This is a genomic window from Roseateles sp. YR242 (assembly GCF_900109745.1).
GTDB lineage: Bacteria > Pseudomonadota > Gammaproteobacteria > Burkholderiales > Burkholderiaceae_C > Roseateles.
The window spans coordinates 76,566-100,666 of record NZ_FOAV01000016.1; the positions used below are offsets into that span (position 1 = coordinate 76,566).

Genomic DNA, 24,101 nt, shown 5'->3' on the forward strand with positions numbered 1-24,101 from the left:
CATCGTCCGGACGTGCATGCGTCCGCGAGAACAACAGGAGACCCGATCGATGTCCGTGCCGCGCCTTTCGTCCGACGCCCTGGCCCTGCAGCGCCTCTACCACTGGGAGGACGAAGCGCCGGACCGCCTGACCCTGCGCCAGCCCATGGGTGGCGCCGAGCTCAAGGACTTCACCTGGCGTGAAGTGGCGGACCAGACGCGCCGCATGGCGGCCTATCTCAAGACCCTGGGTCTGGAGCAGGGCTGGGCGCCGGGCTCACGCATCGCCATCCTCTCCAAGAACTGCGCCTGGTGGCTGATGAGCGACCTGGCCATCTGGATGGCGGGTTATGTCTCGGTGCCGCTGTACCCCACACTGACGCCCGAGACCGTCAACCAGATCCTGACCCACAGCGAGGCCCGGCTGTTGTTCGTGGGCAAGCTCGATGGCTGGGAGGGCATGAAGCCCGGCATCCCGGCCGGGCTGCCCTGCGTGAGCTATCCCGTGTCGCCGGAAGACGCCCAGGACCATTACGACACCTGGGACGCGATCTGCTGGGACACCCCGCCGCTGCGTGGCCGCCCGGCCCGCACTGCCGATGAACTCTGCACCATCATCTATACCTCCGGCACCACCGGCCAGCCCAAGGGCGTGATGCACAGCTTCGGCAACTTCGCCTGGGCCATCCACTCCGGCCTGCGCCGGGTGAACCTGAATGGCGAGGACCGCATGCTGTCCTACCTGCCGCTGGCCCATGTGGTGGAGCGGGTGCTGGTGGAACATGGCTGGCTGCGCACCGGCATGACGATCTACTTCGCGGAAAGCGTGGAGACCTTCGCGGCTGACCTGCGTCGCGCCCGCCCCACCGTGTTCTTCTCGGTGCCGCGCCTGTGGACCAAGTTCCAGCAGGGCGTGTGGGCCCGGCTGCCGCAGGGCAAGCTGGAATTGCTGCTCAAGCTGCCTTTCATCGGCAACCTGGTGCGCCGCAAGGTGCTCACCGCCTTGGGCCTGGACCAGTGCCGCCTGGCCGCCGGGGGGGCCGCACCGATGCCGGTGGCGATGCTGCGCTGGTATCGCGCGCTGGGCCTGCCTATCAACGAGGGCTACGGCATGACGGAGAACCTGGCCGTTTCCCACATCACTGTGCCGGGCGAAGACCAGACGGGCACGGTGGGTCCGTCCTACGATGGCGTGCAGACGCGCCTGGACCCCATCACTGGTGAGCTGCAGATGAAGAGCCCCGCACTGATGCTGGGTTATTACAAGCAGCCCGAGCTGACCGCCGAAACGATCACTGCCGACGGCTGGCTGCACACCGGCGACAAGGGCGACATCCTGACCAAGGGCGCGGTGTCTGGTTGCGTGCGCATCACGGGCCGGGTGAAGGACCTGTTCAAGACCAGCAAGGGCAAGTACGTTTCACCCGCGCCGATCGAAGACCGCCTCGGTGCCCATCCGGTGCTGGAGGCCTGCGCCGTGGCCGGTGCCGGGCTGTCCCAGCCTGTGGGCATCGCGATGCTGTCCGCCGAGGCCATCAACCAGGTGGCCACCGCTGGCGGCCGCGAAGCGCTGCTGGCCGGCCTGGCCTCGCACCTGGCTGCGGTGAATGCCAAGCTCGACCCGCATGAGCAGCTGGACACCCTGGTGGTGGTGACCACCCCGTGGACGGTGGACAACGGCATGATCACCCCCACCTTCAAGGTGCGCCGCCCCAAGCTGGAGGAGGTCTACGGCCCGAAGCTGGAAGGCTGGGTCGCACAACGCCGCAAGGTCTTGCTGGCCGAGTGAGCGGGCGTGCCGCATGATGGCGGCATGAAGCGAGGTTCCCTCAAGCGCTGGGCCGCCCTGCTCAAGGGCGAGTTGCTCACCGTGTTCTATGCCGCCAGGGACCGTGAGGCCCCCTGGCCGGCCCGCCTGCTGGCGCTGGCGGTGGCCGCCTATGCGCTCAGCCCCATTGACCTGATTCCCGACTTCATCCCCGTCATCGGCTGGCTGGATGACCTGCTGCTGGTGCCGCTGGGGTTCTGGCTGGTGCTGCGCCTGATGCCGCCGCCGGTCATCGCCCGGGCGAGGCAACGCGCAGCGCTGCAACGGGAGCGGTTGCCGCGCAGCCTGCGCATGGCGGCGGCCATCATGGTGGCGTGGGTGTTGCTGGTGGTGGTGTTGGCCGTGTGGTGGTTCCGGTCGCCGTAAGGCGGGCTGGCTTCAGCTCACGCCCAGGCCGCGCTTGTGCAGGGTTTCGGCCACCCATTCGATGAACACCCGCATCCGTGCGGAGACATACCGGTTCGGTGAATAGACCACGTAGATGGGGACGGCGGGCGCTTGCCAGTCCTCGAAGAGGGGCACGAGTTCGCCATTGGCCAGGTGTTGTTCCACCGCGTAGGCGGCCACCTGCACGACACCCAGGCCGGCCAGCCCGGCGGCCACATAGGCATTGCTGTCGTTGACGTCCAGCCGCCGTCGGCCCTGGATCTCCAGCTTGGTGTCGTTGCGCCAGAAGGAGAACGGGAACACCCGGCCGGTGCGGGAGGAGAAGTAACCGACCGACAGGTGCGGTTCCCGGTCCAGGTCTTCCGGATGGGCAGGCCGCCCGTATTGGGCGAGATAGCCTGGCGAGGCGCAGACGCAGAAGCGGATCTCGCCCACCCGCCGGGCCACGAAGCCCGGATCGTCGATCTTGCCGACCCGCAGCACGCAGTCCACGTTGTCCACCAGCAGGTCGATGGCGCGGTCGCTCACACCCAGGGCGATCTCGATGTCCGGGTAACGGGCGTGGAAATCCCCCATGGCGGGGATGAGCACCTTGGAGCCTGTGAGCGTGGTCACGTCCACCCGCAGGCGGCCGCGGGGGCGGCTGTTGTCGTGCAGCATGCCCTGGTCGATGGCTTCCAGCTCGCTGAGCAAGGCGACGGTGCGTTCGTAATAGGCGGCGCCGTCCTGGGTCACGGTCACTTTGCGGGTGGTGCGGGTGAGCAGTTGCACCCGCAGGCGCGCTTCCAGGGCCTGCACCAGCCGTGTCAGGCTGGCCTTGGGGAGGTCCATGGAATCTGCGGCCTTGGTGAAGCTGCCGGTTTCCACCACCCGGGCAAATGCCCGCATTTGCACAATCCGGTCCATCGCACGCCTTTTGGTATTCCGCCCAATATCGGGCGGAGGACGCGCGGATTTTCAATAATGATCCGCCAATCGTCCATTCGGGTCAGTTCCGGGCGATTTTCGGATATTCACGGCAGCAAGCAATATCCCCGTGGCCTGCCCACAAGCAAAACCCTCCGGAAGAGATTTCTCTCTCCCGAAGGGCTGATGGCTTTCACGAAAAGCGACTGAGGGGCCAACAATTACCGGCCAGCGACAGCGGTGATCTTGCTGGCGTCGCCACCGAAGCGCTTCACCAGCGTGGCGTAATAGGGCGATTGACGCAGCTGGGTGTACTTGGCCTGGGCCTGTTCACGGCGGGCCACGTCGTAGCCATAGGATTCGGACTGCTCCACAGCGGCCAGGCCCGATTCACGGTAGATCTGCAGGTCGGCCAGCACTTCGGCACGGCTCACCTGGCTGGGGGTGTTCACCGGTTGCAGATGCGGGTTGTCGTTGGCCATCGCGTTGCCGGCCACAGCGGCCACGGAAGCGAACAGGACGGAAGCAATGATGTTCTTGGCGGTCATGATGATTCCTTTCGAATTCAGCCTCAGGGCCTCAGCGACCTTTTCAGGTGGCCTTTGCGGAGGGGCTTCAGGTGTTTCGACGTTTCGGAATTGATTTGTCGATGGCGTAACGATAGAGGATTAGGGTTCCCCCTTAAATCCGTCCCCACGCAACACACCGTTGAATGATTTGGAACAATGCGTCCGATTCGGCCGCCTGACGATCAAGGCGGCGCGAATCGCACGGATGGGCCGGTTTGGGGCGCCCGATTCCGCCCGCCCGTGCGCGCAGCGTTCGCCACCGGCCGCCGGCCGTCAGCAGCTTTTAGGCTGTACGAGTAGGCTTGCCGCCCATGACCGCCTATAACAACACCCCCAATACCCTGGCGTCCGGACGGAGCACCGGGCACTACACGCCGCACGAGAAACGCAACCGCATCCTGGCGATCGTGGGTGCGTCCTCCGGCAACCTGGTCGAGTGGTTCGACTTCTACGTCTACGCCTTCACCTCGATCTACTTCGCACACGCCTTCTTCCCCAAGGGCGATCCGATCGTGCAGCAGCTCAGCAGCGCGGCCGTCTTCGCGCTGGGCTTCCTGATGCGACCGATCGGTGGCTGGCTGTTTGGCCGTATTGCCGACCGGAAGGGCCGCAAGACCGCGATGATGATCTCGGTGCTGATGATGTGTGGCGGCTCGCTGACCATCGCGCTGATGCCCACCTACGAGACCATCGGTGTGATGGCACCCGCCCTGCTGCTGCTGGCCCGGCTCTTCCAGGGCCTGTCGGTCGGCGGTGAATATGGCACCAGCGCCACCTACATGAGCGAAGTGGCGCTGCGTGGCCAGCGCGGCTTCTACGCGTCCTTCCAGTACGTCACCCTCATCGGCGGGCAACTGCTGGCCGTGCTGGTGGTGGCCCTGCTGGAGCAGACCCTCACCGATGCGCAACTGCACGAGTGGGGCTGGCGCATTCCCTTCATCGCGGGCGCCCTGACCGCCGTGGTGGCCTTCTACCTGCGCCGTTCGCTCAACGAGACCGCCAAGGCCGAACAGCTGCAGAGCAAGGAATCGGGCTCCATGCGTGAGCTGTTCAAGCATCACGGCAAGGCTTTCCTGATCGTGCTGGGCTTCACGGCGGGCGGCTCGCTGGCGTTCTACACCTACACCACCTACATGCAGAAGTATCTGGTGCTGAGTGTGGGCATGGACAAGAAGACCGCCAGCACGGTGATGACCGCCGCGCTGTTTGTCTACATGTGCATGCAGCCGCTCTTCGGCGCCCTGTCGGACCGCATTGGCCGTCGTACCTCGATGCTGCTGTTCGGCCTGCTGGGCATGCTGGCCACCTGGCCCATCCTCACTGCGCTGAAGACGGTAAGCAGCCCCTACGCGGCCTTTGGTTTGATCATCGCGGCGATGGCCATCGTGAGCCTGTACACCTCCATCGGCGGCCTGATCAAGGCGGAGATGTTCCCGCCCCACATCCGTGCGCTGGGCGTGGGCCTGTCCTATGCCATCGGCAACGCCATCTTCGGCGGCTCCGCCGAGGCTGCCGCGCTCTACCTCAAGACCATCAACCACGAGAGCCTGTTCTACATCTACGTCTCGGTGATGTGCGGCTTCGCCTTCCTGGTCTGCTGGCTGATGCCCGACCTGCGCAAGACCGGTTATCTGAACGAAGAGCACTGATCGGCCCTGCTCATCACCGGCCCTGCTCATGGCCGGTCCTGCTCATGGCCGGTCCTGCATCCCCTGGTGATGGCTCAGGAAGAGCTTGCCGCGGAACCAATGGTCCCACCCGCCTGCCTTCAGGCGGTCTATGACCGGCCCCTTCACTTCGCTGAGATCCAGGCGCCGGCCCTGACGGGCCAGCGCGTCATGCAGCTCCTTCAGCGCGCTCAGGCCGCTGAAATCGATGCTGTTGACCGGAGACATCTGCAGCAGCACCCGCTGGGTGGACGGGTGGGTGTCCAGGTGGGCCTGGACCACGTCCGCCAGGCTGCGGCCATTGAGAAAGAGCAGGCTTTCGTCGATGCGCAGGCCCAGCACTTCGGGGTCCAGCTCCACCTGGTAGCGCTCGACGTTGCGGTAGTGCTCGGTGCCGGCAATGCGCCCGATCAGCGCCACATGGGGGCGCGCGCTGCGCTTGAGCAGCAGGGCGATGGCTGCCAGCACACCCAGCCCCAGCGCGGCCGTGATGCTCACCCCCAGCACCAGCAGCGTCACCGCCATCATCAGCAGCGCTTCCGCGCGGTCATAACGCCAGGCTTCCCGGTAGGGCTGCAAGGTCAGGCCGGACAGCACCGCCACGATGATGCTGGCCGCCAGCACGGGCTTGGGGCACCAGGCCAGGACGGGTGACAAGGTCAGCAAAGCCACCCCCATCAGCGCCGCGACGAAGACACCGGTCATGCGGGAACGGCTGCCGGCGTCGCTCATCAACACGCTGCGGGAGAAGCTGGCGGCGGCGGGCATGCCGCCCGTGAGTGCCGCCGCGATGTTGGCGCCGGCCAGGCCCATCAGTTCGCGGCGCGGGAACACGCGTTGACCCACGCGCCGAGCCAGGGATTCAGCCACGGCAAGGCTGGAGACGTAGCCCAGCAGCGCAATCAAGGCGGCCCCCGGCAGCAGCGCGGCCCAGAGGTCGGCATCCAGGCGGGGCACGGTCAGGCCCAGCGCCAGCGGAGGCAGCGTACCTACGCGGGCCAACCCGACCGGATCCAGCCCCCAGCCAAAGGCCACGCCCGCCAGCAACACGGCCAGCGGCGCCATCCGCGACGGCAGGCGCTTGGGCAGGCGCCGCACGAGGACCAGCGCCACCAGTGCGATCACACCAAAGGCTGCGCTGACGGCATGCCCGTCAAAGCCATGGGCCTGGGCGGAGGTCCACAACTCCGGGAGCGTGGCACCGGCCGCCTTGGCACCCAGCAGAACGGGCAACTGGCTGGCTGCAATGGCCAGCGTGGCGCCTGTCTCGAAGCCATGCAGCACCGGCACGGACAGCAAGGCGGCCAGCGCGTCCAGCCGCAGCAGTGCTGCCGCACCGAGCAACAGCCCGACCTCGGCCGCCAGCACCAGGGCCGCTTCGCTCGGGCTCACGCCAGCGGGCGCCAGCTGCAGGGTCTGCAGGATCATCAGTGCCAGCACCGCCACCGGGCCGACGTTCAGGAACGGGCTGGAGCCCAACGCCGCATACAGCAGCGGGGGCAGCAGGCTGGCGTACAGGCCCACCTGCGGCGGGAGGCCGGCCAGCATGGCGTAGGCCAGGCTTTGCGGAATCAGCAGCACGCTGACGACCAGCGCAGCGACCAGGTCGTCCTTCAGGCATGCCTGGACGTAGTGGCGCACACGCTGACGCAAGGGGAGCCGAAGGTCGATCAGGGGCATGGCAACGGCGCAACGGCCATCTGGAGGCGGCGCGCGGCAGTATAGGTGGCGGGGCTGGCCGGTGCCCGCCCGGGCATCACGCCACCGCCTGCTCGGGGCCGAGGATGGTCTGCAGGCAGACCTGCCCGGCGCCGCAGGCCGCTTCGAAGTCCGCCTCGATGCGCAACAGCGTGTGAATGTCGGCCGCCTGTACCGACACGATCCCGCGTGCGCGGTTGCGCCCCTGGGACTTGGCCGTGTAGAGCGCCATGTCCGCCCAGTTGACGGCCTGCTCCCAGTGCAGGGGCAACTGGGGGGCGGTGGGCGGCAACGGGGTCAAGGGCACCGGCGGTGTCAACGGCAACGGCGGCACCAGCGGCTCCAACGGGAAATGGGCAAAGCCGATGGAGCAGGCCACCGCCAGCGGGCCGGCCGCCGTCTCCACCGGTGCCTGGCCCACGCCCAGCAAGATGCGCTCGGCCAGATGCTGCAGCGCTTCCGGCGCCACGGTGCGGGCAAAAACCAGGAATTCCTCACCGCCCCAGCGCACCACCAAATCTTCCGCCCGCACCGCATGGCTGATGCGGCGGGCGATTTCCCGGATCACCGCGTCACCGGCGGCATGTCCATGGCGGTCGTTGATCTGCTTGAAATGGTCGATGTCGATCATCAGCAGCGCGCCGCTGAAGACATCCCGCCCTTCCTGGCGTTCCATCACCGACAGGAAATGGCGGCGGTTGGCCAGGTCGGTGAGCGGGTCGCGCTCGCTCTGGGCCCGCAGCAGGCGCTGGTTGGCCTTGAGCCGCTTGTTGGCGTCTCGCATGCGCAGCAGCATCACACCGATCAGGATGAAGGAGAGCCCGAGCAGGACGGCCAGACCGAGACCCACGTACTGCGCCAGCCGGCGGTTGGTCAGTTCCTGGCCGGTCAGCGCCTGCTGGCGGCGGGCCAGCTCCAGGTCGCGCTGGCGGGCACTGCTGTCGTACTTGAGGCTGATCTGACGCAGCGCGGATTCACGCTTGCGCTGGGCTGCCTCGGCACTGAGGGTGCGTTCCTCGTGATAGAGCCGCAGCGCCTCGCGTGGCTGATTCACTGCCGCATAGGCTTCCCCCAGCTCGCGCAGCTGCAGGATGCGGCGCACCACGTCATCGTCGCCCTGGGCCAGCGCGGCGACGCGGTTGAGCTCGCGTCGGGCGGCATCGAACTGACGCAACAACACCAGCGCCACCGACAGGTTGTGGCGAAGCGTCCGCTCCAGGCGCTGGTCGCCGAAGGCCTGCACCACCGGCAACGCCTCGCGCGCCAGGGTGGCGGCGCGGGCGGGCTGGTGGGAATGCATGTAGGCGTCCGACAGGCTGGCCTGCATGGACGCCACCTCACGACGGCCGTTGGTGTGTTCGGCCAGGCGCAGGCCCTGGGCCAGCGCAGCCAGCTGCGCCTTGGGGTCCTTGCGGCGGGCTGCCATGCCGGATTCCACCATGTGCATGCGCGCAGTGGCGAGCGGGTCGCCCTGGGCCAGTTGGAAGGCCTGCGACAGCCAATGCTGGGCGGTCGTGGGTTGGTCCATGTCCTGCAGGGTGGCGGCCAACTGGCCCATCACGTTGAGGGTGGCGTAGGTGTCCGGCGCCGCCTGGGCCAAGGCCAGGGCCTGGCGCAGGCGTGTCTCCGCAAAAGGGGCCTCGCCGCGTGCTGCAAGCGCGCGTGCCGTAATGCGCAAGGCGCTGAAGAGGGTGCGCCAATCGCAAGCCGGCGTGAGTTGATAAGGCGGCTCTTGCGGGCATGTCGGCGCCAGCGCATCAACCGCCTGCTGAGCGAGTTCACCAGCCTTGACCGGTTGTCCGATACGTTCCTGCACCTCGGCGCGCAGCATCTGGGCGAGCGGTTGGCCGCCCGCGCGCTGCTCGAGCTTGTCCGCCAGGCGATGGGCCTCGGCCATGTCACCCGCGATGGCCTGCACCCGGCCGATGGTGTAGTCAATGCGCAGCGCGCGGTTGGGATGCTGTGGGGCCTTGAGCGCTCGGAGGGCGCCCAGGGCCTTGAGCGCTTCGGCAGGTTCGTTGAAGCCCAGGCGTTCCCAGTGCGCGAGTTCGATGTCCAGCTGCCGGTCCGCGGCGTCCGCAGCTTGGGCCCGCCCGGGGGCGATCGCCAGGCCGATCAACAGCAGGGCGGCCGCGACCACGAAATGCCGTGGCGACCGCATGGGCCACGACGGCGACCCCCAACGCCGCTGCCAGGGATGCCGGCCGGGCCGCTGGCAGGACAGCGCGGGCCCGCTCATGCTCGCTCCTCCAGCTGCGGCCCGAGCAGATTGATCAGGTCCACCTGCCCCTGGTGCCAGGCGGATTCCATCCGGCCGGCCAGGGCCAGCAGCTCTTCCGGGTTGCGCGCCGTCATGGCCGCCACGCCGTACGCCTTGTTGCGGCCGTGCGCCTTGCTCATGTACATGACGGTGTCCACCAGGTCCACGGCACGCTCCCATTCGAGCGTCAGGCCGGCGGGTGCCATCGGGAAGCTGGCGAAGCCGATGGATGCGGTGACGGGAATGGCCAGCGGCCCATGTTCCACCGGCACGCCGCCGATCTGGTCCAGCAGCCGCTGGGCCAGCAGGCGCGCGTCATCGGTGCTTTCGGAGCGGACCAGGATGAGGAACTCCTCCCCGCCCCAGCGCACCACCAGGTCCTGCTCGCGCAGCACACTGCGCAGGCGCCGGGCCACCGCGACCAGCACTGTGTCGCCAGCGGCGTGGCCCCATTGGTCGTTGATGCGCTTGAAGTGATCGATGTCCACCAGGAACAGGCTGCCGCGCACGCCATGGCCACCCTCACAGCGCCCGACGATGTCCTGCTGGAAATGCCGCCGGTTGGCCAGGCCGGTGAGCGGGTCGCGCTCGCTTTGCACCCGCAGTGATTCATTGGTCTGCGCCAGGGCGGCATTGGTGCGGCGCACGCGCCGGTAGGCCACGATCAGCAGCGCGCCGGAGAGCAACACGCCCACGCCGACCTCGGCCCAGAGCTTGAGCTGCAGATCCCGGCTGCGGACCTGTTCGGCCTTGAGGTGGTTGTCCTGGTTCAGCAGCGCGATTTCGCGCTGGCGCTGCTGGTCCTCGAAGCGGGCCTGGGCTTCCAGCACCGCCTTGCGGGTTTCGTCGCGCAGCACCGCGTCGAAGAGTTGACGCGAGCGGTGGTACGCGTCCACCGCACCGGCGCTGTCGTCCACCTTCTCCAGATAGGTGCCGAGTTCCAGCCAGGCGTCGGCCGTATAGCTGCTGGCTTCGCGCTGCGCGTCCATGGTGATGGCTTGCAGTACATCGCGTTTGCCTTCGTCCAGCCGGCGCAGGCCGATCTTGGCGATGCCCATGTTGTGGCGCGCCAGGATCTCGGTCTGGATGTCGTGGATCTCCTGCGCCAGCACACTGGCGCGTTGCGACAGGTCCAGGGCGCGGGCGTAATGTTCCTGGCGGAGTTCCAGGTCGGCCAGGTTGCCCATGGCCAGCGCCTGCAAGCCGCGAGACTGGGCGTCGCGGGCAAAACGCAGGGCCTGCTCGCGGGCCTGCAGGATGAAGGGCGTGTCGTCGTCCTGCGAGTGCACGATGCCGATCATCGTGTGCACCGTGTACATGAGCACCGGGTCCGGGTCGATCTGGGCCGTGGCCAGCGCCTCGGCCATGATCTGCTTGGCATGGTCGAACTGCTGGCTGCGGAAATAGGAGAAGGCCAGCGTGGTCTGTGCGGTGGCGGTGCGCCAGCCCGCGCCCATGCTGCGGGCCTGGCCCACTGCCTTCAGCAGGTTCTCCACGGCGTCGTCCACCTCGCCATAGTCACCCTGCAGGTAGCCCAGCAGCAGCGTGGCACGCCAGAGCATGCGCGGGTCCGCGTGGGTCGTGTCCAGATCGGACAGGCCGGCCAGCATCCGCATGCCGGCGCCCAGCTGACCGTTGGCCTTGAGCCATTGCGCACGTGCCAGCATCAGCGCCAGCGGCACCTGGGCTCGCGCGGGCGCGTCCGCCGGCCAGGCCTTGATGGTCTCCACGGCGGCCTCGTGCCCGGTCCGGTCACGGACCTGCGCCAGCAGCGCGGCACGCTGGCTCACGGCTTCCAGCCGTTCCGCGCTGCCGGGCGGCAGGCCGGCTTCCAAGGTCAGCAGTTGCCGCACATGTTCCTGCGGCTGGGCCAGGCCGATGCGTTCCTGCTGCTCCAGCTCGGCGATCACGGCGCGATCATGGGCCGGCGCTTCAGTGACCGATGGGCTCGGGTTGGCGGGGCAGCCGGCCAACAGGCCTAACAGGCCCAGCATGCCCAGCAGGCGGGTGCCCCACAGCCCGGCCACCCCGGCACCCAACCAGGCAGCCGGCAGCCACCCGCGACCCCGGGCGCCCGGCCTGCCGGCAGGCGCGCGTGACCACGGGGCCCCTGCGTCTTCGGCTTGCGGACTCCCAACCATGTCTTTTTTTCTCTCTCGCTAGGTCTGTTTGTACGTCTTGTTACGGTCGCCCGGTGACGGCGTCCGTGGGCAAGCGTGCACTACTGCGCGTCGGGACGAGATAAGAAGGGAGCCGGGCGCTCAGCGCCGGCCCGGACGCAACACGGCGTGCAGCAGGATGGCGCCGAAGGTGGCGGTGCCGATGCCCCCCAGGGAAAACCCGCCCATGTGCAGCGTGTAGTCGCCCGTGCCGATCACCAGCGTGATGGCGGCCACCATCAGGTTGCGCGGGTCCTTGAAGTCCACCTGGTGTTCCACCCAGATGCGCGCGCCGGCCACGGCGATCAGGCCGAAGACCACGATGCTGACGCCGCCCATGACCGCCAGCGGAATGGCCTGGATGAGAGCGCCGAACTTGGGCGAGAAGCCCAGCAGCAATGCCATCAGTGCCGCCACGACAAAGACGGCGGTGGAATAGATGCGAGTGGCGGCCATCACGCCGATGTTCTCGGCATAGGTGGTCACGCCGGTACCGCCCGAGGCGCCGCTGATCATGGTGGCCACGCCGTCACCGATGAAGGCGCGGCCGAGGTAGGGGGACATGTCCCGGCCGGTCATGGCGCTGACGGCCTTCAGATGGCCCAGGTTTTCCGCCACCAGGATCAGCGCCACCGGCACGATCATCAGCATGGCCTGTGTGTCGAACTGCGGCGCGGTGAACGTGGGCCAGCCCAGCCAGGCGGCGGCGTAGACGCCGCTCAGGTCCATCGGCTTGCCCAGGCCCAGGCCGTTGGTCAGCAGCGCGTACAGCAGGCTGGCGGCGATCAGCCCGGCGAGGATCAACAACCGACGCCACATGCCGCGTCCATGCACCGCCACCAGGGCCACGCAGACAAAGGTCAGCCCCTGCATCCATGCGTCGAACGGGGTGGGTGCCATGTTCTTGATGGGCACCGCCGCCAGATTCAGGCCGATCACCGCCACCACGGCGCCGGTGACGACCGGTGGCATCAGCCGTTCCACCCAGCCGCCGCCGACGGCGGCCACCACCGCGCCGATCAGGGTGTAGACCAAGCCGCAGATGATGATGCCGCCGAGCGCTGCAGGCAGATGGGCATTGGGGCCGCTGCCGCCGTAGCCGGTGGCCGCGATGACCACGCCGATGAAGGCGAAGCTGGATCCCAGATAACTGGGCACACGGCCGCCCGTGATGAAGAAGAACAGCAAGGTGCCGACACCGCTCATCAGCACCGCCACGTTGGGGTCGAAGCCCATGAGCAGCGGCGCCAGCACGGTCGCACCGAACATGGCGATCACGTGTTGCAAGCCCAGGGCGACGGTGTTGGGCCAGGAGAGTCGCTCGTCAGGAGCCACTGCCATCTCGGGGCTGGCCACCACAGGGCGCCAGCGCATCATCCATCCCATGGTCTCTACCTCAGTTCAAATAGCCACTGAGTGTAGTGAGCCCGCGCACGTGCAGACCCCCGGGCATTTCCTCTGCAGCGGCGTCAGCCCAGGCGGGGCCTGCCGGCTGGCCGGGTCAGAACAGGACCAGGTCGCGGTTGTGCCGCGGCAGCATGCGCAGCAGCCGGCGCCAGCTCACCCAGGCGCGCCAGACACCACCACCCGCAAAGAGGGCCGCCAGCAAAAGGATCAGCATGATCAGCTCCTTGAAAAATTTCCGCACGACCGTGCGAAGTAAAGCGACAAAAAATGAGGTCGGGCAGGGAAAGGGCCGGCCTCAGGCTTGGTAGTGACGGATGAGACGTTCGAAGCTGGCCCAGGCCCGCGCGGTGGCATCGGGATTGCGCAGGAAGCGCACTTCCCGGACGAGTGCGGTGAAGAGGCCGTCCAGTTCGAAGATGAGTTGGTCCAGGTCGGCGTCCGGCTGCAGGTGGCCGGCCTCCCGGGCCTGGATCAAGGTGCGGTGCAAGGTGGCGCGCCAGCGGCGAACGCCTTCCAGCAGGCGGTCGCGCAATTCGCCTTCGCGGTCATCCAGTTCAAAGGCGCCAGACACGTACAGGCAACTGCCGTTCGGTCCACCGACGCGGGCCAGCCAGCCCTTCACCATGGCGTTGAGCCGTGGCAGGCCGCGGGGTTCACGCAGCGCCGGCAGCAGGACCTCGTGCTGGAAGGTCTTTTCGAAGGCGTCGATGACCGCGCACTGCAGCGCCTCGCGGGAACCGATGCGCGAGAAGACGCCGCTCTTGGAGAGGTTCAGGCGCTTGGCCACCTCGCCGACGGAGAGGCTCTCCAGCCCGTCCGTACGCGCCATCTCCAGGGCGACATCCACGATGGCGCTCTGGGTCAATTCGCTGCGGGCGGTCTTGGCGGTTTCCATGCGGGGCAATTTAGCACGGTCGTACGGAATTTATCCGGCGTGCGGCAAGACCTTGTCGGCGGGCGGGGCAAAGCGGTCGTCGCCCGATCCGCCCATGAGGTAAATCCGCCCTGTCGGCCCTATTCGCCCTATGGGCCCTACGCGCCCTACGCGCCCTACGCGCCCAACGCGCCCTACGCGCCCTACGCGCCCTACGCGCCCTACGCGCCCTACGCGCCCTACGCGCCCAACGCGCTTCAGGGTCCCGACTCAGGCGACGGCCGCTGCCTCGCCCTCGCGTGCCGAATAACCGCGGGGCACCGCACCCAGCAGACGCCGGGTGTATTCCTGTTGGGGCGCGGCCAGCAGCGCACGCGCATCGGCCTGTTCCACCACGTCGCCCTGCTGCATCACCAGCACCTCGTCCGAGATGAACTTGACCACCGCCAAGTCATGGCTGATGAAGATGTAGCTCAGGCCAAACTCGTCCTGCAGGTCCTTCAGCAGGTTGAGCACCTGGGCCTGGACCGACACGTCCAGGGCCGACACGGCTTCGTCCAGCACCAGCACCTCCGGCTTCAGCGTCAGGCAGCGCGCGATGGCAATGCGCTGGCGCTGGCCGCCGGAGAACTCATGCGGATATTTGTGCAGCGCGCTTTCGTCCAGCCCCACGCGCAACAGCAGCGCGCTGGCCGTGGCCAGCCGCTCATCATGCGAGGCGCCAATGCCATGGATCTCCATCGGTTCCAGCAGCGTCTGCGCAATGGTGAAGCGCGGGTTCAGCGAGGCATAGGGGTTCTGGAACACCACCTGGATGCGGCGGCGCATCTTCTGCCACTCGGCGCCGGACATCTTCAGCAGGTCGCGGCCCTCGAACAGCACCTCGCCGCCGGTGGGCTCATGCAGGCGCAGCAGCGTCAGGCCCATGGTCGTCTTGCCCGAACCGGATTCGCCCACCACGCCCAGGGTGTGCCCCTTGCGCAGCTGGAAATCCACGCCCTTGACGGCCTTGAACTCCTCCTTGGAGAACAGCCCGGACTTGAAGAAGAAGCTCTTGCGCAGGCCCTTGGCTTCGAGGATCACCGGCGCGTTCGGATCCTTGGCCTTGCCAGCGCCCTGCGCCTGGCGGCCGGCGATGTGGTCGTCGATCACCATCAGCCGTACCGGGTTCTCCGTCAGCGACGGGCGGCAGGCCAGCAAGGCCTTGGTGTAGGCGTCCTGCGGGGCGTGGAAGATGTCGGCCACCGGCGCCTTCTCGCGGATCTCGCCATGACGCATCACCACGACCTGGTCGGCGATCTCGCCCACCACGCCCAGGTCGTGGGAGATGAACAGCATGCTCATGCGGTGCGTCTCCTTGAGACGTGCGAGCAGCTCCATCACCTGGCGCTGGATGGTCACGTCCAGCGCGGTGGTGGGTTCATCGGCAATGAGCAGCTTGGGATTGCAGGTCAGCGCCACGGCAATCATCACGCGCTGCTGCTGGCCGCCGGACATCTCGTGCGGATAACTCCTGAGCCGCCGCTTCGGGTCGGGGATGCCCACCTCGTTGAGCAGTTCCTCGGCGCGCACCAGCGCTTGCCTGCGCGACAGGCCCAGATGCTTGATCAGCGGCTCCATGATCTGGTCCGCCACCGTGAGCACGGGGTTGAGCGAACTCATCGGGTCCTGGAACACGCAGGCAATCTCGCGGCCGCGCACCGCCTGCAATTCACGCAGGCTGGTCTTCAGCAGGTCACGGCCCTGGAACAGGATCTGGCCACTGCGCTCGGCATTGTCCGGCAGCAGGTTGAGGATGGACATGGCGGTCACGCTCTTGCCCGACCCCGACTCGCCCACCAGCGCCACCGTGCTGTTCTCCGGGATGTCGAAGCTCACGCCCTTCACCGCCAATGCCCGCTGCACTTCACCGTGGACCTTGCCCACGCGGAAGGCCACCTTGAGGTCCTGAATACTCAACAACATGTGTCTCTCCGGTCGGTCTTCAGCGCAGCTTGGGGTCGAGCGCATCGCGCAGCGCATCGGTGAACAGCGAGAAGGCGGTCACAAAGATCGCCATGAACACCGTCACCACCACCAGCTGCCACCAGTAGCCCAGGATCAGTTCATTCTGGGCTTCCGACAGCATCGTGCCCCAGGAGACCTGGTCCACGCTCACGCCCAGGCCCAGGTAGGAAAGGATGACCTCGCTCTTGATGAAGGACACCACGTGTGCCGAGAGCTGCACCAGTGCCACGTGCGAGACGTTGGGCAGGATGTGCTTGAACATGCGCGAGGTCTTGCTGGCGCCGATGGCCTCGGCCGACCGCACATATTCACGCACCGAGTGCTTGATGAACTCGGCACGTACCAGGCGGTAGATGCCGGTCCAGCCGGCCAGCCCCAAGATCATCACCACCGGCATCACGCCGCGGCCGAACACCACCGCAAAGGCGAAGATCAGCAGGATGTTGGGCATGGCGGTGAAGACGTTGTAGACCCACTCCAGGAAGTCGCCCACCTTGCCGCCGTAGAAGCCGGAGAGGGCGCCCAGCACCGTGCCGATCAAGGTGGCCACCACGGCGGCCAGCAGGCCGACCATGATGGAAATCTCGGCACCCTTGATGGCCTTGGCCAGCACGTCGCGGCCCAGGCGGTCCGCGCCGAAGGGCAGCGTCTGTGCGCGCGGCGTCTCGTCGGTCTTGTACTGTTTGGCGCGTTCGGTCCATTCACCGTACTTCGGTGCCAGCGGATCGATGTCGCTCAGGTCCACATTGGGGCCCTTGGGCACCTCGATGGCGCTCGCGCTTTCCGCCGCGCCCGGGCCCATGAAGCTGGGCGGTGCATTCGGCACGCCGGTCTCTTTCTGCCAGCCGCTGGCCACCAGGCCCAGCGCCGCAGAAAGCACCAGCAGCAGCGAGAGTGCCACCACCGCCAGGGCCGTCATGCCCACCTTGTCCGCCCGAAGGCGGCACCAGGACGCGGCCCACACCCCCCGGGACTTCTGTGCCGCAGGGGCTGCGGCCCCGCTGGCTGTCATCACACTGCTCATGCCGCTGTCTCCGCTCACTTCAACACCACACGGGGATCGACCAGCTTGTAGAGCAGGTCGGTCACCAGGTTCACCACCATGGTGATGGCCGCGATGTAGATCGCGAAGGCCTGGATCACCGGGAAGTCGCTGCGGTTGACCGCGAGCAGGATCTCCCGGCCCAGGCCGGGAATGGAGAAGAACACCTCCAGCAGGAAGGAGCCCACGAACAGGCTGGGCAGGGCCACCGAGATGTTGGTGAGGATGGGGATCAGCGCGTTGCGCAACACATGCTTGAGCAGGATGGTGCGTTCCGTCAGGCCCTTGGCGCGCGCGGTGCGCACGTATTCATGGCCGATCTCGTCCAGGAAGAAGGTGCGGTACAGCCGCGTGTAGGGGGACAGCGCCACCGCCACCGCCACGAACACCGGCAGTGGCGCGTAGGTGGTGAGGTTGGTCCAGAGGCTGTCGCTCCAGCCCTGCACCGGGAACCAGCCCAGCTGGAAGGCGAAGACGTACTGGAACACGATCACATAGACCAGCAGCGAGATCGACACGGCGATGGTGGTGCCCATCATCACCATGCGGTCGACCGCGCGGCCACGCAGGTAGGCCACGATCAAGGCGAAGGGCACCGGCAGCAACACCTCCAGCAGCAGGATGGGCACCATCACCGTCAGCGTGGCGGGCAGGCGCGTGGCAAACAGATGCGCCACGGACTCGTTGGTGGCCCAGCTCTTGCCCCAGTCGAAGGTCACGATCTGCTTCAGGAAGATCAGCAGCTGTTCCCACACTGGCTTGTTGAGGCCGAGCTGGTCGCGGATGGCCTGGATCTGGTCGGCGCTGGCGTTCAGGCCGCCCAGCACTTCTGCGGGGTCGCCGCCAAACCATTTGAAGAGGAAGAACACCAGCAGCACGACACCCAGCAAGGTGGGAATCATTTGCCACAGGCGCCTGAGCAAGTAAGCCGCCATCGCTGGGGGACTCCATTCAAGCGTCGCCATGTTGACGACAAAAAAAGCAAAACCCTGGACGCTTGTGACGGCCAGGGCCTTCAGCAACCTCCGCAAATCACGCGCGAGTCTAAGTCAGCACATGCAAGACCCGTACCGGCATTTGCCCTCAATGAATCGCTAACGCATCGGAGAAAGCTGATGGCTGACTGCGGTTGTTTCTGCGGGATGGTCGCCATGCGCCCAGTGTGGGCCGACGGGCCGGCGGTGAGGGTTGCCGGCATGGTCAAGCGAGGGGCCCCCACCTAGACTGCGCGTTTTATCGCGCACGGCCATGAGCCTCGCGCGCCCCGTTTTGAGGATGGTTTCCTGATGCGACGCATGACGGCCTCGACCCGAGGCCTGGCCACGGCCCTGGTATTCGGTTTTTCTTCCTGGTTTGCGCAGGCCGCTGCAGCATCCACGCCGGCCTCCGCGCCCGATGGGGCCACGCGTGCGCCCAGCAGCGCATCCGCGACGGCGGCAGACACCTCCCAGCGCGCCGGCACCGACAGCCAGGCGCCGGAGAAGGTCCTGCGATTCGCCATGCGCAACGCCGAGACTGGCTTCGACCCGGCCTACGTCACCGATCTGTACTCGCGCAACGTGCTGGCCAACATCTTCGATGCACCGCTGCGCTACAGCTATCTGGCCCGGCCCTACCAGCTCGAGCCCGCCGTCACCGACGGCATGCCCGAGGTGCTGGACAACGCCACCCGCTTTGTCTTCCGCATCAAGCCCGGCATCTACTTCGCGGACGACGAGGTCTTCAAAGGTCACAAGCGTGAATTGACCGGTGCCGACCTCATCTACACGCTCAAGCGCCACTACGACCCGACGGTCAAGAGCGGCCACCTGTACCGGTTGGAAGGTGCTGGCATCCTCGGCATGAACGAGGTGCGCACGGAAGCGCTCAAGGGCAACAAGCCCTTTGACTACGACCGCGCCGTGGAGGGCCTGCGGCTGGTGGACCGCTACACGGTCGAAATCCGCGTGCGCCACAGCGACCCTCGTTTCATCTATCACTTCGCGGATCCGATGCTGGCCCTGGTGGCCCGCGAGGTGGTGGAGGCGTATGCGGGCCATGTCGGGGAACATCCGGTTGGCACCAATGCCTGGGTGCTGTCGCAATGGCGCCGCTCCTCGCTGATGGTGCTGACGCGCAACCCCAACTTCCGCGAGGTCTACTACCACGAGCCGGTGCCGGAGAACCGCCCGGACCTGGCAGCCGACGTGAAGCGCCTGCAAGGCCGGCGTCTGCCGATGGTCGACCGGGTCGAGGTCTCCATCATCGAGGAGAGCCAGCCGCGCTGGCTCTCCTACCTCCGCAAGGAATTCGACCTGCTCGACGACCTGCCCAACGAGTTCGCGCCCGTGGCCATGCCGCAGAACAAGCTGGCGCCCAACCTGGTCAAGCTCGGCCAGCGCGCGGTGCGTTATGACCGTGCGGACGTGACCATGAGCTACTTCAACATGGAAGACCCTGTGGTGGGCGGCTACACGGCGGACAAGATTGCGCTGCGCCGCGCGATTGGGCTGGCCATCAATGTCGACGAGCAGATCCGCCTGCCACGGCGCGGCCAGGCCATTCCCGCGCAGGGCATCATTTCTCCGGGCGTGACCGGCTACGAGAAGCAGCTCAAGTCCGAGATGGGCGATTTCGACCGTGCCCGCGCCAAGGCCTTGCTGGACCTCTACGGCTATGTGGACAAGGACGGCGACGGCTGGCGCGACCTGCCCGATGGCAGCCCGCTGGTCATCGAATACGCCACCGAACCCGACGCCCAAAAACGCCAGTTTGCCGAGCTGTGGCAGAAGAACATGACCGCCATCGGCGTTCGCATCCGTTTCAAGATCGGCAAGTGGCCGGAGAACCTCAAGGCCGCCAACGCCGGGCGCCTGCAGATGTGGGGCCTGAGCTGGAGTGCGGACATTCCGGACGGCGAGAACTTCCTCGGCCTGGCCTACGGCCCGAGCAAGGGTCAGTCCAACAAGTCCCGCTTCGACCTGCCTGAATACAACCGGCTCTTCGAGCTGCAGCATTCGATGCCCGACGGCCCCGAGCGCCTCGCGGTGATGAAGAAGATGCAGCGGATGGCGGTGGCCTACATGCCGTTCAAGGCGGAAACCCACCGCGTGTTCACCGACATCACGCAGCCCTGGGTGATCGGCTACGACAAGAATCTCTATCAACGCGATTTCTGGGCCTATGTCGATATCGATACGGATGTGCTGCGACGAGCGTCATCGCGCTGAGGGTCGGCTGCGGTTGATGCCGTCATGGGTCCGACAGCGGGGGCAACGGCCCCAGCGGCCGCAGCGGCCGCAGCCGCTGCGTGCATTGGCCACCTCGGCCGCCTCGATCGCGTTGCCCCTGTTGACCGCGCTGGCCATCGGCCTGGCCGCCCCGCCGGCCCGGGCCCAGGGCACCGGCCCTGATGGCTCGCCCCCCAAGGTGCTGCGCTTCGCCTTGCGGGTGGCCGAAACCGGCTTTGATCCAGCCAGGGTCAGCGACCTGTATTCCCGCATGATCACGCCCCACATCTTCGAGGGGCTCTATACCTACGACCAACTGGCCCGCCCCGCGCGTATGAAGCCGCTGACGGCGGCCGCCCTGCCCGAGGTCAGCGATGACTACCGGACCTGGACGGTGCGTCTGCGCCCGGGCATCTTCTTCGCCGACGACCCGGCCTTCCAGGGCCGGCCGCGTGAGCTGGTAGCGCAGGACTATGTCTACGCCATCAAGCGTTTTGCCGACCCGGCCGTGGTCTCGCCCAGTTGGAGCGAGATCGAGGAACTCGGCCTGCTGGGGCTGGCGGAGTACCGCACGGAAGTGCGCAAACGCGGCGTTCCCTTCGACTATGACCATCCCATCGAAGGCCTGCGCGCGCTGGACCGCTACACGCTGCAGTTCCGGGTGAAGGAAACCCGCCCGCGCCTGATGGAGACCTTTGCGCAGAGCGACCTGTACGGCGCCGTGGCGCGTGAGGTGATCGACGCCTATCCCGGCCAGTCGGCCGCCCACCCGGTGGGCACCGGGCCCTTCGTGCTCACCCAGTGGCGACGCAGTTCGCGCATGGTGCTGGAGCGCAACCCCCAGTACCGGCCACGTTTCTATGACCAGGAGGTCCAACCCGCGCCTGAGGATGCCGATGGGCAGGCCCTGGTGGCCCGCCTGAAGGGACGCCGCCTGCCCATGATCGACCGCGTGGAGATCAGCGTCATCGAGGAAACCCAGCCGCGCTGGCTCTCCTTCCTCAACGGGGAGTTCAACTTCATCGAGCGCGTGCCGGAGGACTTCATCACCCAGGCCATGCCCAACGGCAAGCTCGCCCCCAACCTGGCCAAGCAGGGCATGAAGGCCTATCGCGTCACCGCGACGGACGTGATGTTCACCGTGTTCAACATGGAAGATCCGGTGGTCGGCGGCTACACGCCGGACAAGGTGGCCCTGCGCCGTGCGATCGGCCTGGCGCTGGATGTGAACCGCGAACTCAGCGTGGCCCGGCGGGGGCAGGGTTATGTGGCGCAGTCGCTCTACATGCCCAACACCACCGGCTTTGATCCGGCGTTCAAGAGCGAGAACGGCGACTTCGACCCCGCCCGCGCCAAGGCCCTGCTGGACCTCTACGGTTATGTGGACAAGGACGGCGATGGCTGGCGCGACCAGCCTGACGGCCGTCCTCTGGTGCTGGAGAGCCTCACCACGCCGGAGGCCTTCCAACGGCAGATCGACGAGATCTATCAGAAGAACCTGGCGGCCATCGGCCTGCGCATCAACTTCAAGACGGGCAAATGGCCCGAGAACCTCAAGGCCATGCGCGCGGGGCGCTTCTCGATCTGGTCATTGGCCACCTCCGGCTCCAAGCCCGACGGCCAAGACTCGCTGGGCCGGCTCTATTCCGGCCAGATCAACGGGCAGAACTACGCACGTTTCACCCTGCCCGCGCTGGACAAGCTCTACCAGCAGGTCAGCCATCTGCCCGACGGGCCGGAGCGGGCGGCGGTGTTCCTGGAGACCAAGCGCATCTCCGCCGCCTACATGCCCTACAAGTACCGGCTGCACCGCTACATCACGGACATCGCCCGACCCGAGATCATCGGCTATCGTCGGTCGCCGTTCTGGCTCAACTGGTGGGAGTATGTGGACATTGCGGCGGATGGAGCTTCCCCATCCGCCACCCCACCCGCCGGGGCCAGCCCGGCATCTGTCGCGTCTTCATCGGCCCTGTCCCGCTAGCACCCTTGCCCACCATGCTCCTGCGCTTGCCTGTTTCTTCTGTCGACGCCTCGCGATCAGCGCTACAGCGATGCTGGCGGCGGGCGGTTGAAGGCGCAGTCAGCCAGGGTCCCGCAGGCTTAAAGCCGCCCGAGCCGCCCGAGCCGCCCGAGCCGGCGAGCAACCGTGCGCTGGGCGCCCGGGTGATGGCGGTCGTGGTGGGCGTGGCATGTGCCGCGGGCTTGATGGGTGCGGCGAGCTTGTCGGCCGCCACACCTGCGGCCCCTGTCGCCGCCACCTCCGCCACCTCCGCCGCAGCGTCGGCGCCTGCTGCTGACGCTGCCGCTGCCGGTGCCCCCCGCGAGAAGGTGCTGCGGTATGCCTTCCTGGTGGCGGAAAGCACCTTCGACCCTGCGCAGATCAGCGATCTCTATTCGCGCACGGTCACGGCCCATATTTTCGAGTCGCTCTACAACTACGACTACCTCGCCCGGCCCTACAAGCTCAAGGCCAACACGGCGGCGCAGATGCCCGAGTCCACGGACAACTACCGCACCTGGACCATCCGCCTGCGCCCCGGCATCTACTTCTCGGACGATCCGGCCTTCAAGGGCCAGCGCCGTGAACTCACGGCGGAAGATTACGTCTACAGCCTCAAGCGCTTCTTCGACCCCGCCGTGAAGGCGCCGCTGTACTCGAGCTTCCGCCAGGAAGGCATCAGAGGTCTGCAGGCGCTGCGCGACGAGGCGATCAAGACCAGGAAGCCCTTCAACTACGACAAGCCCGTGGAAGGGGTGAAGGCGCTGGATCGCTACACGCTGCAGTTCAACCTGGAGCAGCCCCGCCCACGCTTCATCTACAACCTGGCCGGCGGCGACACCTACGGCGCCGTCGCGCGCGAAGTGGTGCAGGCCTATGGCGGCAGCATCGGCGAGCATCCGGTGGGCACCGGCCCGTTCAAGCTGGAGCAGTGGCGGCGCAGCTCCTTCATCCGTCTGGTGCGCAACCCGGCCTTCCGGGACGTCCGGTATGAGGTGGAACCCAATGCCGACGATGCCGAAGGCCAGGCCCTGCGGGCGCGTTTCCAGGGTCGCCGGCTGCCGCTGGTGGATGCGGTGGAGATCAGCATCATCGCAGAGAGCCAGCCGCGCTGGCTCTCCTACCTGAACCGCGAGTTCGACCTCATCTACACGCTGCCCGAGGAGTATGCGGACGTGGCGCTGCCGCACGGCAAGCTCGCGCCCAACCTCGAAAAGCGAGGCATGCATCTGCATCGGGTGCTGGCGAGCGACCGTTACTTCTACTACTTCAACATGGAAGATCCGGTGGTGGGGGGCTACACACCGGACAAGGTGGCCCTGCGCCGCGCGATTGGCCTGGCGACCGATGTGAGTGCCGAGATCGCCATCGCGCGCCACCAGCAGGCCGTACCGGCGCAGTCGGTGGTGGCGCCCCTGACGTGGGGCTTTGACGAGCATTTCAAGTCCGAGAACGGCGACACCGACCTCGCGCGCGCCAAGGCGCTGCTAGACCTCTACGGTTATGTCGACAAGGACGGCGACGGTTGGCGCGACATGCCGGACGGCAGCCCGCTGGTGGTGGAGGTGGCCTCGACGCCGGATTCACGTTCCAAGCCCTATGACGAGCTCTGGAAGCGCGACATGGACCGGCTGGGCGTCAAGCTGCGCATCCGCATGGCGCAATGGCCGGAGAACCTCAAGGCGGCGCGAGCAGGGCAACTGCAGATCTGGCAACTGGGCTTCAACAACACCACGCCGGATGCGCAACTGGGTCTGGAGCTGGTGTATGGCCCGGCTTCGGGCGGGCAGAACCTGGGCCGTTTCAAGCTGGACCGGTTCGACGAGATCTACCGCCAGATGCTGGTGCTGCCCGATGGCCCCGAGCGCCTGGCCTTGCTGCGCGAGGCCCAGCGCCTGTTGACCGCCTACATGCCGCAAAAGATCCGCGTGCACCGCATGGTGACGGACATCAGCCAGCCCTGGGTGATCGGGTACCGGCGTCCCTTCTTCAATCAGTTGTTCTGGCAGTACGTCGATATCGACACGGCATTGCAGCCCAGGTTCTGATGGGCCCACGCCAGGCGTGCCCGGCAAGGCCCATGGGCAGGCAGGGCTACACTGCCCGC

General features: G+C 66.9%; 16 protein-coding genes. 6 read left to right on the forward strand and 10 right to left on the reverse strand.

Annotated features, from left to right (window positions below; genetic code table 11):
* Positions 1-49 precede the first annotated feature (49 nt).
* Both BMY53_RS22285 and BMY53_RS22290 read left to right on the forward strand, forming a co-directional pair.
* Positions 50-1,768, forward strand: a complete 1,719-nt coding sequence (locus BMY53_RS22285; RefSeq protein ID WP_092948817.1) for an AMP-binding protein — start codon at positions 50-52, stop codon at positions 1,766-1,768.
* A gap of 24 nt (positions 1,769-1,792) precedes the next feature.
* Entirely contained in the window at positions 1,793-2,173 is a 381-nt protein-coding gene (locus tag BMY53_RS22290; protein ID WP_092948819.1) for a YkvA family protein, read from the forward strand.
* 12 nt (positions 2,174-2,185) lie between these two features.
* Here BMY53_RS22290 and BMY53_RS22295 read toward each other — a convergent pair whose 3' ends face one another.
* Positions 2,186-3,082 carry a LysR family transcriptional regulator gene (locus BMY53_RS22295; protein ID WP_255370333.1) on the reverse strand — a complete coding sequence of 299 codons (897 nt, stop codon included), beginning with the start codon at positions 3,080-3,082 and terminating at the stop codon, positions 2,186-2,188.
* Between the two features lie 239 nt (positions 3,083-3,321).
* The gene (locus BMY53_RS22300) at positions 3,322-3,648 is read right to left on the reverse strand and encodes a DUF4148 domain-containing protein (protein ID WP_092948823.1); all 327 of its coding nucleotides are present in this window, start codon (positions 3,646-3,648) and stop codon (positions 3,322-3,324) included.
* 332 nt (positions 3,649-3,980) lie between these two features.
* On the opposite strand from BMY53_RS22300, the gene BMY53_RS22305 reads away from it, so the two are divergent.
* On the forward strand, positions 3,981-5,318 hold the full coding sequence (locus tag BMY53_RS22305; protein ID WP_092948825.1) for an MFS family transporter: 1,338 nt from the start codon (positions 3,981-3,983) through the stop codon (positions 5,316-5,318).
* Between the two features lie 42 nt (positions 5,319-5,360).
* On the opposite strand, the gene BMY53_RS22310 is transcribed toward BMY53_RS22305, so the two are convergent.
* The 8 genes from BMY53_RS22310 to BMY53_RS22345 all read right to left on the reverse strand — a co-directional run bounded on the left by BMY53_RS22310 (position 5,361) and on the right by BMY53_RS22345 (position 17,718).
* Complete coding sequence (locus tag BMY53_RS22310) at positions 5,361-7,016, reverse strand: SulP family inorganic anion transporter (RefSeq protein ID WP_092948827.1); 1,656 nt, start codon at positions 7,014-7,016, stop codon at positions 5,361-5,363.
* Between the two features lie 76 nt (positions 7,017-7,092).
* Positions 7,093-9,273, reverse strand: coding sequence for a GGDEF domain-containing protein (locus tag BMY53_RS22315; protein WP_177200999.1), 2,181 nt, complete (start codon positions 9,271-9,273; stop codon positions 7,093-7,095).
* Entirely contained in the window at positions 9,270-11,435 is a 2,166-nt protein-coding gene (locus tag BMY53_RS22320; RefSeq protein ID WP_092948831.1) for a GGDEF domain-containing protein, read from the reverse strand. Before BMY53_RS22320 ends, BMY53_RS22315 begins: the two co-directional genes overlap by 4 nt.
* Positions 11,436-11,555: 120 nt before the next feature.
* Positions 11,556-12,839 (reverse strand): solute carrier family 23 protein, encoded by a 1,284-nt coding sequence (locus BMY53_RS22325; protein WP_092948833.1) that lies wholly within the window; start codon positions 12,837-12,839, stop codon positions 11,556-11,558.
* Positions 12,840-13,155: 316 nt separating this feature from the next.
* Complete coding sequence (locus BMY53_RS22330) at positions 13,156-13,755, reverse strand: TetR/AcrR family transcriptional regulator (protein WP_092948835.1); 600 nt, start codon at positions 13,753-13,755, stop codon at positions 13,156-13,158.
* Between the two features lie 249 nt (positions 13,756-14,004).
* The gene (locus BMY53_RS22335) at positions 14,005-15,699 is read right to left on the reverse strand and encodes an ABC transporter ATP-binding protein (RefSeq protein ID WP_092948837.1); all 1,695 of its coding nucleotides are present in this window, start codon (positions 15,697-15,699) and stop codon (positions 14,005-14,007) included.
* A gap of 19 nt (positions 15,700-15,718) precedes the next feature.
* Entirely contained in the window at positions 15,719-16,765 is a 1,047-nt protein-coding gene (locus tag BMY53_RS22340) for an ABC transporter permease (RefSeq protein WP_092948839.1), read from the reverse strand.
* 14 nt (positions 16,766-16,779) lie between these two features.
* The gene (locus tag BMY53_RS22345) at positions 16,780-17,718 is read right to left on the reverse strand and encodes an ABC transporter permease (RefSeq protein WP_092948841.1); all 939 of its coding nucleotides are present in this window, start codon (positions 17,716-17,718) and stop codon (positions 16,780-16,782) included.
* A 360-nt stretch (positions 17,719-18,078) separates the two neighbouring features.
* Between BMY53_RS22345 and BMY53_RS22350 the strand changes: the two genes are divergently transcribed.
* The 3 genes from BMY53_RS22350 (at position 18,079) to BMY53_RS22360 (ending at position 24,042) form a co-directional block, all read left to right on the forward strand.
* Positions 18,079-19,992 carry an ABC transporter substrate-binding protein gene (locus BMY53_RS22350; RefSeq protein ID WP_177201000.1) on the forward strand — a complete coding sequence of 638 codons (1,914 nt, stop codon included), beginning with the start codon at positions 18,079-18,081 and terminating at the stop codon, positions 19,990-19,992.
* A 16-nt stretch (positions 19,993-20,008) separates the two neighbouring features.
* Positions 20,009-21,976 (forward strand): ABC transporter substrate-binding protein, encoded by a 1,968-nt coding sequence (locus tag BMY53_RS22355; RefSeq protein ID WP_255370334.1) that lies wholly within the window; start codon positions 20,009-20,011, stop codon positions 21,974-21,976.
* A 185-nt stretch (positions 21,977-22,161) separates the two neighbouring features.
* Positions 22,162-24,042, forward strand: coding sequence for an ABC transporter substrate-binding protein (locus BMY53_RS22360; protein ID WP_255370335.1), 1,881 nt, complete (start codon positions 22,162-22,164; stop codon positions 24,040-24,042).
* Positions 24,043-24,101 lie beyond the last annotated feature (59 nt).